This is a genomic window from Chryseobacterium sp. PTM-20240506, from assembly GCF_048296755.1.
Classification (GTDB): Bacteria; Bacteroidota; Bacteroidia; order Flavobacteriales; family Weeksellaceae; genus Chryseobacterium; species Chryseobacterium proteolyticum.
Genome location: NZ_CP182581.1, coordinates 1191007 through 1204233, shown reverse-complemented (window position 1 = coordinate 1204233; position 13227 = coordinate 1191007). Strand labels below are relative to the sequence as shown.

Annotated in this window: 13 protein-coding genes and 1 riboswitch; of the genes, 1 reads left to right on the top strand and 12 read right to left on the bottom strand. The window is 34.6% G+C overall.

The window, feature by feature from the left end:
- Positions 1-7: 7 nt before the first annotated feature.
- Both ACNFU2_RS05275 and metE read right to left on the bottom strand, forming a co-directional pair.
- Entirely contained in the window at positions 8-1777 is a 1770-nt protein-coding gene (locus ACNFU2_RS05275) for a hypothetical protein (protein WP_418124027.1), read from the bottom strand.
- Between the two features lie 131 nt (positions 1778-1908).
- A complete protein-coding gene (metE, locus tag ACNFU2_RS05270) occupies positions 1909-4218 on the bottom strand; it encodes a 5-methyltetrahydropteroyltriglutamate--homocysteine S-methyltransferase (RefSeq protein WP_418124025.1) in 2310 nt (769 codons plus the stop codon).
- A gap of 258 nt (positions 4219-4476) precedes the next feature.
- Positions 4477-4663: riboswitch (cobalamin riboswitch) on the bottom strand.
- Positions 4664-4817: 154 nt separating this feature from the next.
- On the opposite strand from metE, the gene ACNFU2_RS05265 reads away from it, so the two are divergent.
- Positions 4818-5279 (top strand): Lrp/AsnC family transcriptional regulator, encoded by a 462-nt coding sequence (locus ACNFU2_RS05265; protein WP_172278609.1) that lies wholly within the window; start codon positions 4818-4820, stop codon positions 5277-5279.
- A 13-nt stretch (positions 5280-5292) separates the two neighbouring features.
- Here ACNFU2_RS05265 and ACNFU2_RS05260 read toward each other — a convergent pair whose 3' ends face one another.
- The 10 genes from ACNFU2_RS05260 to ACNFU2_RS05215 form a co-directional block, all read right to left on the bottom strand.
- Complete coding sequence (locus tag ACNFU2_RS05260) at positions 5293-5826, bottom strand: Crp/Fnr family transcriptional regulator (RefSeq protein WP_172278607.1); 534 nt, start codon at positions 5824-5826, stop codon at positions 5293-5295.
- Positions 5827-5839: 13 nt separating this feature from the next.
- A complete protein-coding gene (locus ACNFU2_RS05255) occupies positions 5840-6220 on the bottom strand; it encodes a VOC family protein (protein WP_418124023.1) in 381 nt (126 codons plus the stop codon).
- Positions 6221-6272: 52 nt separating this feature from the next.
- Positions 6273-6815 carry a hypothetical protein gene (locus ACNFU2_RS05250; RefSeq protein ID WP_418124021.1) on the bottom strand — a complete coding sequence of 181 codons (543 nt, stop codon included), beginning with the start codon at positions 6813-6815 and terminating at the stop codon, positions 6273-6275.
- 383 nt (positions 6816-7198) lie between these two features.
- A complete protein-coding gene (locus ACNFU2_RS05245) occupies positions 7199-7780 on the bottom strand; it encodes a hypothetical protein (protein WP_418124019.1) in 582 nt (193 codons plus the stop codon).
- A gap of 133 nt (positions 7781-7913) precedes the next feature.
- Positions 7914-8495, bottom strand: a complete 582-nt coding sequence (gene nudK, locus ACNFU2_RS05240; protein WP_345988003.1) for a GDP-mannose pyrophosphatase NudK — start codon at positions 8493-8495, stop codon at positions 7914-7916.
- Positions 8482-8841, bottom strand: a complete 360-nt coding sequence (locus ACNFU2_RS05235; protein WP_273648222.1) for a DUF4406 domain-containing protein — start codon at positions 8839-8841, stop codon at positions 8482-8484. The genes nudK and ACNFU2_RS05235 overlap by 14 nt, the downstream gene beginning before the upstream one ends.
- A 67-nt stretch (positions 8842-8908) precedes the next feature.
- The gene (locus ACNFU2_RS05230) at positions 8909-9490 is read right to left on the bottom strand and encodes a Crp/Fnr family transcriptional regulator (RefSeq protein ID WP_418124017.1); all 582 of its coding nucleotides are present in this window, start codon (positions 9488-9490) and stop codon (positions 8909-8911) included.
- A 119-nt stretch (positions 9491-9609) separates the two neighbouring features.
- Complete coding sequence (locus ACNFU2_RS05225; protein ID WP_418124015.1) at positions 9610-11865, bottom strand: ATP-binding cassette domain-containing protein; 2256 nt, start codon at positions 11863-11865, stop codon at positions 9610-9612.
- Positions 11866-11951: 86 nt separating this feature from the next.
- Positions 11952-12857 (bottom strand): TIGR01777 family oxidoreductase, encoded by a 906-nt coding sequence (locus tag ACNFU2_RS05220; RefSeq protein WP_418124013.1) that lies wholly within the window; start codon positions 12855-12857, stop codon positions 11952-11954.
- Between the two features lie 25 nt (positions 12858-12882).
- Entirely contained in the window at positions 12883-13227 is a 345-nt protein-coding gene (locus ACNFU2_RS05215; protein ID WP_172278589.1) for a hypothetical protein, read from the bottom strand.

The following is a 13227-nucleotide window of genomic DNA, read 5'->3' as shown; positions in this document are numbered from 1 at the left end:
ATTTAGTTTATAGATCATTTACAATTTTATAATTCGTTAAATCAATATCAGAATCTTTTAATAGCTTAATTTTTTCCAACATTGTTTTATTTTTTAATTGACAATCTAATATGGCCTCGTTAATTGTTGTAATTCGCTTTTCGCTTATACCCTTATCTATTATGTAATTTAACATATCATCAAAATAATTATGTAAATGTTCTACTAATAAATTGACATAGGATGGTTTTTTACCAGAATGTACAATTAAATTTCTTACCCTATAAATGCGACGGATTTGCCATTCAACTTTAAGTTTATGATCTTCCAATAGTTTTAATATACTTTTACTATTGTTTAAAGTTTTATTTAGTGAAAATAAACGATATTGAAGTAAAGGATTATTTTGAATTGAGTTTTTTGCAGTTTCCCGTATTGTTGCATTCTCTTTCGTCATTATAAAAGCAGCTAAAATTTCAAATTTATTGGTTTCATCATTTTTAACAACTGAACGAATAGTTTGAATTGATTTTCTTCTGTCAAAATGTTTGAAATCATTTCCAGCTTGATCTAATAGTTTTTTTATATAGCCATAGATTTGAAAAGGGATAATTGCATCGATAATTTGAATAATTCTATCCTTACCACATTCAATATCTTTTGGTATTAAAGTTTCTACTGCTGTCCATAAGCTTAGTAATTTGTTTTCTATTTCTTTTGATGATAGAGCAATACTATGTAAGTCTATAACTCTTGTAAGACGGTGAATGGTTTTATCAAGTAAATTTAAATCTTCAAAAATATTTTTAACTTTTTGAGTTGCTATGAAGGGATTGACATCAGATTTTTTTATAATAGATTTTGTAGGTTTATCCATTAAAATGGAATATTTATCTGTTTTATTAATAACAATCGCAAGTTCAGAAATTTCGGGAGCTTCTTTATGATGATAGAACGAAAACATATTTCCTAGCTTTAAGATTACATGCTCTGATTCAGTTCTGGCCTCTTTATCATCAATAGCTTGTATGTTAAAAACTACAAAATATTGAGTTTTTAATTTTGAATTTATGAAGTTTAGTTCTTGACCTTTTAATTTATTGTTTTTATATGTTGTTTGAATTTTGAAACCTAAAACTTCCGCCACATCATCGAATTCTTTAAACAATTTATTTACTTTATAAATAATAGAATAGTTCTTTTTTTTAAAATCAAAGAAATTGAAAAAAATGTCAGGATTGTTTATTGTAATAGTAGTTGAATAGTTAAAAAAGAATTTATTGGTTATGTAATAGATATATTCAGGAGAATAACCGTAATTTATTAATTCTGTAATCAATAATTTTGTTAATGAATAAATTTTTTCTTTCTCTATTCCCACTGGAATTAAAATTTTTAATGTACTTTTAATCTCATTAAGATATTTATGATTGTCAAAATAATGATATAATAGAATTATTATTTGCCTCAATTCAGAAAGTGAATTTTTTTTTAAATTGATTTCTTTTATGATTTCATTTAATTGATTATTTAAAATTTTTTTAGCTAAAAAATCACTATTTAAACTCCATAACAGTTCATCTACCACGTGCTCAATATTAGGCTTTTTTATTAAGCCTTCTTTAACGTCATCAATTGTAGTAATTGTTTCAATGCATAATAATCGTATATTTAAAGCTTTTGGCTTATAAGTGTCTAACGTGTAGTCAAATAATGATTCATTTAAAATTTGAGCAAAAAATAAAAGACCTTGTTGATTTGCTAGGTCAGTCCAATTCTTAGGAGAAATATACTTCATGTTTGATTTTATAAATATTAGTTTAAATCTAAAATAAGAAAATTTAATTGTTTAGCAAATTGTTACCAACCACAAAAAAAAGCAGGAGCTTTCACCCCTGCCTCAAAATAAAAAAATAATGATCAGTTCTATTAAACTTTCTCAGTCGAATAAGCTGCAGCCAATTCTTTCGAAGCTGCTACCATAGCGATCAATGCTTTTTCTGTTTCCTCCCAATGACGGGTTTTCAATCCGCAATCCGGATTTACCCAAAGCTGTTCTGCAGGGATTACGGCTTGTGCTTTTTTCAGCAATGCAATCATTTCCTCTTTTGATGGAACTCTTGGAGAGTGAATGTCATACACTCCGGGGCCGATCTCGTTTGGATATTTAAAGTCTGCGAAAGCATTTAATAACTCCATTTGGCTTCTTGAGCATTCTATCGTGATGACATCGGCATCCATATCGGCGATATTATGGATAATGTCATTAAACTCTGAATAACACATATGCGTGTGGATCTGTGTAGCATCCTCGACACCGCTTGCGGAGATTCTGAAAGCTTCTACAGCCCATTGAAGGTAATTTTGCCATTCTACCTTACGCAAAGGAAGACCTTCTCTGATAGCCGGTTCATCGATCTGGATAATTCTGATTCCTGCTTTTTCAAGATCGTTTACTTCATCACGGATTGCCAAAGCAATCTGCTTACAGGTGGTAGAACGAGGCTGATCATCACGTACAAATGACCATTGAAGAATGGTTACGGGGCCGGTCAACATTCCTTTTACCCATTTTTGAGTTAATGACTGGGCATATTTCGACCAGTAAACCGTCATTGGCTGAGGCCTGTGAACATCTCCATAAATAACCGGCGGTTTTACACAGCGGCTTCCGTAGCTTTGAACCCATCCGTTTTGAGTAAATGCAAATCCTGCGAGCTGTTCCCCAAAATACTCGACCATATCGTTGCGTTCAAATTCTCCATGTACCAATACATCAATTCCGATTTCCTCTTGCCATTGGATGGTTCTCTGTGTTTCTTCTTTAAGCAGCTGATCATATTTCTGGGCGGTCAGGTCTCCTTTCTTGAATTGAGCTCTCCAGCTTCTTACTTCTTTGGTTTGAGGAAAAGACCCAATTGTTGTTGTTGGAAATAAAGGAAGCTCCAATGCTTTCTGCTGTGCTTCTTTTCTCACATTAAAAGGACTGTTTCTCTGTGCGTCACTTTCTGTAGTTACAGCAACACGGTTTTTCACATCCTGATTGTGAATTAGTGTTGAAACTTTTCGGTTTTCAATAGCTTTTTTATTTTCAGCTAATTCCTGTAAAGTATTGTAATCCGGGTTTTCTGAAGCTAATTTTTTTAAGGTAACAATTTCATAAACTTTTTGCCTGGCGAAAGCCATCCATTGTTTGATCTCCGGAGATAGTATATTTTCATTTTTCTCCAGGTCAAGATCGAAAGGAGAATGAAGTAATGAACATGACGGTGCAATGAAAACTCTTTCAGAACCTAATGCAGCAATAGCTTTTTTGATGAAAACCAGAGACTGATTGAAATCGTTTTTCCAGATATTTCTTCCGTCTACGACTCCTAATGAGAGGATCAATGTTTCAGGAATTGCATTGATGACCTCATCCAATTGTTCCGAGGCTCTTACCAGATCAATGTGTAGTGCATCAACAGGTAGAGTAGTGGCCAATGAAAGGTTATCTTTTAACCCATCAAAATAGGTTGTCACAATGAATTTAAGGTTCGGAAACTGTTTGGCAATTTCAGCATAAATGTTCTGGTAAACTTCTTTTGCTTTCTGATCAAGGTCTAGTGCTAAAAACGGCTCATCCAGCTGGATCCATTCTGCTCCGTTGTTTTCAAGCTCTTTTAAGATCTCGACGTAAACCGGAAGCAGATTTTGTGCTAAATCCAATTTATCAAAACCTTCTTCTTTTTCTTTTCCTAATAATAAATAGGTTACCAATCCAAGGATAACAGGCTTTGTATGAATTCCTGCTTCCTTCGCTTCAATAAACTCATTGACGATTTTATGGGAGAATAATTTGAATTGCTGATCTTTTTGGAATTCTGGAACGATATAATGATAATTGGTATCAAACCATTTTGTCATTTCCATGGCTGTAATATCGTGCCCGTCTTTTTGATAACCTCTGGCCATAGCAAAGTAAAGATCTAGCTCATTTGATGTAATATCCTGATAACGGGAAGGAATAGCTCCAACAGATAATGTCATGTCCAATACCTGATCATAAAAAGAAAAGTCATTGGATGGAATCAGATCAATTCCTGCTTCTTGTTGTAGTTCCCAGTTTTGCTTTCTGATCTTTTTTCCTGCCTCTAAAAGTTCCTGTAACGATGTTTTACCTGCCCAATATAGTTCGCAGGCTTTTTTAAGTTCTCTGTTGCTACCGATTCGCGGATAGCCAAGGATGTGTGTTTGCATTTTCTTTAAACTTTTAATTAAATTTTGGTTTTAAAAGTTCTTATAATGCTTCATGACGCAATCGGGAAATAGTTTTTAGCAATAGAGAAGATACAATATAGACGTAATTTTTCCAGTGAGGGATAGTTTGTTGGGTAGCCTGAAATTAATTTTCATAAAAAACATTACGTTTAAACTCAAATAAATTCTGAGTTTAAAACCCAATTCAATACGTTCAAAAGTATCATCTGTATGACCAAAAGCTTCAGACCGCGAAAGCATTGTCAATTCGGAATAGGCAGGTCTCCTGACTTGTAACAGTTTTTGTCATCCTTCCCGCTTGTAGCAGTGGATATTCAGGGACAAAAACCTCTGTTGTGTTACTTACAGTTGCGCGACAGCTCGTGATTTCCACACGATTCCCTATTAATCTACCTTAAGTAAAACCTTTTCCGTTTGATGAAGTATGTTAAAGAACAAAATAGGTTGTAAAGGTATTAATTTAAGATGTTTAATTGGTGTAAATGTAAAAATTAAGGATATTATTTTGTTTGAATTGAATTTGTGAGTTATTTATTCTGTAAATTTGAAAATATAAATCGAAAAAAGAATATTATCCTGTGGAAAGACTAGACGATAAAGACCTTCAATTGTTGAGAATACTTCAAAAAAATGCAAAATTGACCGTTAAAGAATTGGCAAAGGAAATTAATCTTTCTCCATCTCCTGTTTTTGAGCGTGTTAAAAGGTTGGAGCAGGAGGGTTATATCAAACATTATGCGGCTGTCCTGGAAGCTGAGAAACTGAATCGTGGTTTTACAGTTTTCTGTCAGGTTAAATTAAAGATCCACGACAGGTCTGTGGGAAATGAGTTTGTACAGGAAATTACACTGATAGACGAAGTGGCGGAATGCTATAATATTTCGGGTGATTTTGATTTCCTTCTCAAAGTTCAGGTACGCGATATGAAACACTACCAGGATTTTGTATTTAATAAATTAGGTTCCGTCGACTCGATAGGAAGCACACACAGTACTTTTGTAATGGCAGAAGTGAAGAATAACCATGGAGTTACTATATAGAGCAGATCTCTTACTAGATTTTTTTTCCTCTGATCCTGCTTAATGATACAGAAGTGATACCAAGATAAGATGCAATATAATACTGAGGAACCCGGCGGAAAATCTCGGGGGATTGCTTTATAAGCTCATTATATCTTTCCTCTGCAGAATCTTTTATACGGGAAATAAAGAGCTTCTGATATTTAAGTAAGCGTTCCTGTAGATAGCTGTAATAAAGTTCCTTGCTGTCCGGATTATTTTCAATTATTTGTCTGAAATCCTCAATAGAAGTGCTATATACAGTACAGGGTTCTATCGTTTCGATATTATAAATACTTGGAGAATTATAAAACAGACTTTCCCACGACGAAATAAAGTTTCCTTCAAACAAAAACTGAAATGTAATTTCCTTACCGTCATTATTAAGCCAACCTCTGGCAACTCCTTTTTTGAGATAGTAAAATTTACGCGCCATCTTACCTTCTTCCGTTAGCAAGGTTTTGCTGGGCAATTCTTCCTGTTCGAAATTACTAAGGATTTTAGCCAAGGCGTTTTTATCTGGGGACATGCTCAAGAAGATTTTAAATATAATTACTCACTTCAATCAGGTTCTGATCAGGATCCCGGAAGTAGACGGACCTTATTTTGCCTATTGCTCCGGTTCTGATAACAATACCCTCGATGATTTCGATGTTTTTTTCTTTAAGTTCTTTTAAAATATCATGTACATCTGTTGTGGCAATAAAGCACAGATCTGCAGAACCGGGAGTGGCATGTAGTGCCTTTGGCTCAAATTCATTGCCTTTCTGATGCAGGTTGATTTTTTGGTTTCCAAAAGCAAGCGCTTTCCGGTTATCTCCGAATGAGACCGCTTCAAATCCCAGGATGTTTGTATAAAAAGAGATGGTTTTTTCGATATCAGCTACCGTTAGAACGATATGATCAATGTTTTGAATTTCCATGGTATTGTTTTTAATGTAAACACTGCATATTTTTTATGCTGTGTTTGAAATATTAATAAAGATAATCAATATTGATCAGACCCCTTCTCAATGGAACAAGGACTGTATCATTGGTATTCATTTCAAAAATGGGTTTTAAATTTTTTTTCAGCCTGAATGTATTTACTTTATTCAAATCATTATTATCATGTATTGAGGTTTTACCATTCAACCAAAAGGTCTTATAATCTTGATGATTAACAACTTTATATTCTTTTGAATTTCTTCCTTTCTCTACTTTCATATTGATGTAAAGTAAAAGATCATTTATTGGACGATGTAATCCTGCGAAACAACTGAGTCCTAAAACAAAAATAGCAATGGGTAAGTTTGAAAGATCTTTTATTTTTGATTTAATTGTTAAGAAAAACATTAGGGACAAAAGAGCGAAAAATACAATCACTGTATATTTCCAGGAGCTTTCTTCAAAATTTTTGAGATCAGAAGATAAGTAGGTCTCTCTGATCATCGGTTGTAATACAAAATTATGTACAAAGAAAATGATTAGAAAAACACTAAAAAATACTATTTGGGATGTTGATGTTTTTTTTAACATTTATGTTGATTATAATCTATGGTGAATTTCTCATAATAATTTTCAAGAGCAATGTCATCTTGCCTTACTGGATTGTTGAATTTTACGTTTTAACAATATGTAAATCAAAGCAGAGACCAAAAAAATAAATGATTGAATAATAATGACTATTATTTCTGAATCCCTAGCAGCAAATCTAATCATAAAGCTAACAACTGAAATGGGATATGTTATCATCAAACCATAAATAGAATATTGACAGTAAAATATATCTGAAGGGTAGCATCCAAAAAGCGACACTAGTGCAATTATCTGATAAATTGAAAATAATAAGAAAATTATATTAAGCTGTTTGATGCTTGAAATTTTTAAAATCATCTGACACTGCTATAATTAAAGATCTTCTAATCTAGCCTCTGCTGCTGCAGGTAGGTCAAAGTTGAATTTTTAACAAACTCTTCCATAGAAGTTTCTTTATCTGCATTTTTATTCGTCAGTTCAAAAAGATATTGAATTAAATTGCCCAGTTTACTATCCTTGCAGGTCACTCTGAATCTTTTGGCCTTCAGGCTGGATTCGAGGAACGTTAGTTCTATGGTATTGCTTAATTTTACATTATTGACATCGAAACCGGCACGGGGATTTTTCTGAAGACGCAGAAATCTTTTCTGGGTTTTGTCGGTACTTTCCTCTATGAATTTTTCCATTTGATAATCGGTCAGGAGTTGCGGATAGATAAGTCCTTCCCGTAAAATTAAACTTGTTAGTTTATCCGATTTATCATAGAAAATGGTTTTATCATCAAATTGTATCTGATTATCTTTCACAACGATCTTTCCTTCAAATTTGTTATAAGTCTTCTTTTTATAATCATTTTTGAACTGCTCGGTAAGTGCTTTTTCCTTAATGCTTACACTTTCCTTTTTTTGACCAAAGGCAGCTAATGATAATGATAATAAGATAATTAATGAAAATTTCCGTTTCATATTTTTAAATTTTAAGTGTACTTCTCACATCCTTTTCGGGAAATTCTAAGGCTAAGAAACCAGGAATGAAAAATACTTATTTTATTTTAAATTCAGTTTTTATGATATTAGTTTTTTAGCAGCAAAGATGATGCTACAAAATATTTTTTACACGAAGATATTGAAGGAGCATGATTGTTTTTGCATCTTTGATCTCCCCGTTATCGATCATTTGCAATGCTTCACCGAAAGATAACTCCAGCACTTCAATATCTTCACCTTCTTCTTCAAGGCCACCACCATCTGCTATTTTCATTTCTTTAGAATATTCCGCAATGAAAAAATGAAGAATTTCAGTTACTGACCCCGGAGACATATAAGATTCAAAAACTTTTTCTACCCTCGAAATCTGGTAGCCTGTTTCTTCTTCGGTTTCTCTTCTGATACAATCTTCAGGATTGTCATCATCCAGTAACCCTGCACAGGCTTCTATAAGCATTCCTGTTGAATTTCCATTAATAAACGTAGGTAATCGGAATTGCTTTGTCAGAATAACCGTATTTGTATTTTTATTGTAAAGCAGGATTGTGGCACCGTTTCCTCTGTCGTAAGCTTCTCTGCTTTGGATTTCTACTGATCCGTCGTTTTTTATCTTTTCATAGGTAACCTTTTTCAGGGTGTACCAGTTATCTGATAAGATTTCAGTCTTTATGATTTTCACTTTACTGTTCTGCATAGGGAATATCTTCTATATGATAATAAATTTTCAGTCCTCTTTCTTGAGCAATTCTTACATCCTCATCAGCTCCTTTGGATGCTCCTTCTATCCGTAATACAGCATCACATTTTTCCAGAATTCTGTGGGCAATCGGATATTGTATTTCCTGCCAGGCTTCATCACCTATCTTTGTTGAACCGGCAAGGTGTATCAGTGGTAATGCCACCCATTCACCGATCATCGGGATATGACCTTTCCTGAAAATGGGCAATGCTGCTGATTCTAGTTTATTCAGATTTTGTTTGATGAGTTTTGGATCATCGTGGGTACCACTTCGGTAAGGTCCGGCAATTAATATTAGCATTATTTTTTATTTTTAAGTAAAATAAAGAAAGAAACCATGTAAAAAAAATAAGATAGTTTAAGAGTATTCATTTTTTATTTTTATTGGTTTTTATGATACTTAGAAATTCGGGTGTGATCCCAAGATAAGAAGCGATTTGCTTTTGGGTAATACGTTCTGCCGCCACAGGATATTTCCGGATAAAGGCATTATAACGTTCTTCTGAAGACAGGGAGAGATTCTCAATAATCCTGAGCTGTTCCCTGGTATAAGCATTCTGCATCACGATTCTAAAGAATCTTTCAAATTTCGGAACCGTGGAATACAATTTGTCCAGGTCTCCTTTTTTCAATTGAAAAATAATACTATCCTCAAGTGCTTCAATATTCAGCATAGCGGGTTTTTCATTAACGAAACAATACATATCAGTGATCCACCAATCAGGAAGGGCAAACATAATTGTGGATTCTTTACCTGTCGCATCCAGATAAAAAGCACGCAGTAGGCCCGAATGAACAAAGCTGATTTCTTTACAGGGTTCCTGCTGTTTCAGGATACTTTCTTTTTTTCTGACTTTCCTTTCGCGTAACAAAGAATTGAAGTAATTGGCTTCATCATCGCTGAGCGATATATGTCGGGATATATTCCTTAAGATTAAGCTGTTATTCATGGTTATCAGATACCTTTAATTTCTCTGTAATGTACGGGCTAAATTAATATTTATTTTCCAACAAATCCTGTAAAATCCCTTTAAATTGAGAGATTTCGATCGATATAGATCATATCTTACTATTTTCCATGGAGATGTTTTTTCAGATATTTAGACGTTTGAGACTGGGAAGCGGATAAAAGATGTTCTACAGTCCCTTCGAACATAATTTTACCACCCAACTTTCCGGCTCCGGGACCAATGTCAATAATCCAGTCTGCCTGAGCAATAATATCCAGATTATGTTCAATGACGATAAGGGTGTTATCTTTATTCACAAGCTCCTCAAAAAATAAAAGCAACTTTTCATTGTCGATAGGATGAAGTCCGGTGCTGGGTTCATCCAGAACTATAACCCTGGCAGTATGGTTTAATTCTTTTGTTAATTTTAGACGCTGCCTTTCACCGCCGGAAAAACTGTCGAGTCGCTGGCCTAAAGTAAGGTAATCTAAACCAAGTTTGATCAGCAGGGTAAGCTCATGTCCGAATCCTTGTTCGGGAAAAAAACTTAGCGCTTCTAAAACGGTCATATCCATCACTTCAGCAATATTTTTTTTGTGATAATGATATTGAAGAACTTCGGGCTTGTATCCTGATCCCTGACAAACTTCGCAAGGTTGCTCAATATCATCCATAAATGCGAGATCCACTTTTTCTATTCCAAGACCTTTACAATTGGGACAGGCGCCCTCTCCGTTCCGGCTGAAAAGCTTATCCGAAACATTGTTTGATTCTGCAAAGAGCTTTCGGACCGTATTGGAAAGATTGAGATAAGTAAGCAGGTTGGAACGGCTGGTGGCCGTAAAAACAGATTGATCAATGACGGTTAATTCCGGATAAAAAAGAGGGAGTATTTTATTGATCAGCGTGCTTTTACCAGAACCTGCAACTCCCGTTACAACCGTCATAACTCCTTTCGGGATTTTTATGTCAATATTTTTAACATTAAACATACTTCCGTTTTTTATTTCAATAAATCCTTTTGCTGATCGGGGATTTTTATTATAATCTGGAATTTTGCTGAAATAGATTCCGGTTTTGCTTTTAGCCGTTTTTAGATTCTTAAAAGTTCCCTGGTACATAATCTCGCCTCCATTTTTTCCGGATGCAGGTCCCATATCTACGACAAGGTCTGCTATTTTAATAAGATCAGGATCATGTTCTACGATCAATACTGTATTTCCTTTATCTCTGATTTTCTTTATAATGTCTACAATATGATCAATATCTTTGGGATGAAGACCAATACTGGGTTCATCAAAAATATACAACAGATCGACAAGACTGTTTCCTAACTGTTTTACCATTTTTACCCGTTGAGATTCACCTCCGGACAGAGTATCTGTCTGCCGGTCCAGCGTGAGATACTGCAATCCTATATCGATGAGATTCTGAAGTTTTTTTTCCAGCTCCGATAAGATGGAAGAGTAGGTTTTGGAGGGGATGGACTGGATGAATACCAGAAGTTCATCCACTGATAATGCTGTACAATCGGCAATGTTTTTATCAGCAATTTTACAGGACAAAACTTTTGGATTCAATCTTTTTCCTTTGCAGACCGGGCAATCTTTAGTAATGATTACTTTTTTTAGCGTTTCTTTTCTGGTGATATTCTCTTTTGAGTCCTTTTTTAAAAATGAGTTTTCAATCCTTGGAATTACTCCTTTATACTTCACCGTTTTTCCCCATTCTTTTGAAGGATGTTTAGGAGTGTGCTCTTCAGCATTCAGTAATAATTCCCATTCATTTTTTGTATAGTCCTTTAATTTCTTATCATTGTCAAAATATCCGGAATGAATATATCGGGTCAGCCGCCAGCCACCGGGTTGAAAAGTAGGAAACCGTATAGCACCTTCGTTTAGGGATTTATTTTTATCAAAGAGAGTTTCAGTATTTACCGTTTGTACAAATCCAAGACCTTCGCATTCAGGACACATTCCCTGGGGATTATTAAATGAAAATACATTGGAATATCCCACAAAAGGCTCACCGATTCTTGAAAAAAGTAATCGTAAAGAAGCATAAATATCGGTTGCGGTTCCCACTGTAGAACGGGCGTTACCTCCTAATCTCTTTTGATTAATGATAAATGGAACATTTAGATTTTCAATTTTATCTACGTTCGGAACACCAAAATGTTGCAGGCGGTTTCTGATGAAGCTATTTTGGGTTTCATTGATCTGCCTCTGAGCTTCAGCCCCGATTGTTTCAAAAACCAGGGAAGATTTTCCTGATCCCGATACTCCGGTGAAAACGGTGATTTTGTTCTTAGGTATTTTTAAGGAGATATTTTTAAGATTATTCTGTCTGGCTTTGATAACAATGATGTCTTTCATAATGTGGTATTTAGATATGAAATCAGATACTTCAATATTAACAGATACTTTCTCTTTATGTATCCTCTGAGAAAAGACCATGGATCTTATTTCTTCAGTAAATCTTCCAGCGAATCTCTCAGATCAGGAAACTGAAACCTATAGCCTGCATCCTGAACTTTTTGGGAATCAACCCTTGAGCCTTCCAGTAAAGCAACAGAAAGCTCTCCAAAAATGATCTTCAGTACAAATGCCGGAACATTAGGCATAAACAAAGGTTTGTGTAAAACTTCTGCAATTTTTTCCGTAAACTGTTCGTTGGTTGTATGTTGTGGTGATGCAGCATTATAAGCTCCTTTTAGCTGAGGATTTTTTAGAGCAAATTCATATATTCCGATGATATCTTTCAGATGAATCCACGGCATATACTGTTTTCCGGTTCCAATGGGCGAGCCGATTCCCAGCCGCACGGGAGTTGCCATTTTTTTTAGGGCTCCGTCTTTTTCAGATAGCACGATGGATGTTCTTACTTTAACAACTCTTTCTGCAACATTCTGACTAAGAAATTCATCAGCAGCTTGTTCCCAAAGCATAACTACCTTTCCAAGGAAATCATCGGCTTTTTCATCTTCCTCTGAGAAAATTTTCTGTGAAGTATAAGCTCCATAAATTCCCGTGGCGGAAGCTGATATAAAAGATTTTAACTTGATGTTTTTCTTTTTTAAAGTATCAAGAATAAGTTTTGCAGAATCAATCCGGCTGGAAATAATCTCTTTTTTTCTGTCATCCGACCATCTTTTTTCAGAAATATTGGCTCCAGCAAGATGAATGATATGACTGATATTTTCAAATGCCGAATCATCAATTGTCCTATTACTAATATCCCATTCGTATTCATTGTCTTTGGTCTTTTTCCGGGTCAGCAACCGGACCGTATATTCCGGATCTATCTTTTTTGATAGCTCTCGGGCAACCATTCCATTAGCTCCGGTAATTAAAACAACTTCTTTCATAGATATTAATTTGGGTGGTGTATTCTTAGGTTTGATTTTTTACAATCAATACAAAATCATCTTCCAAAAGTTTATAACCGTAATCGTAAATAAATTTATATTCCGAACCGTTTTTATAAACTTTAATGTTAGTGATGTAATCGAAATCAAAACCTAAGCCATCCAGCTTTGAACGTGAAATTTTTGTTTTACCTTCCACGTTTATTTCCGTAAGAATACGGTAGTTTTTGCGAAGTTTATTATTAATGTTCCGCATCAGGTTATTGGAGTCTTTATTCTGCTTATTGTTATAGGCGTTGCGGCAGGCGTCATTGCAGAATTTTTTGTCTGATCTTCCGATGATCTTTTCGCCACATTCTAGACAATTCAT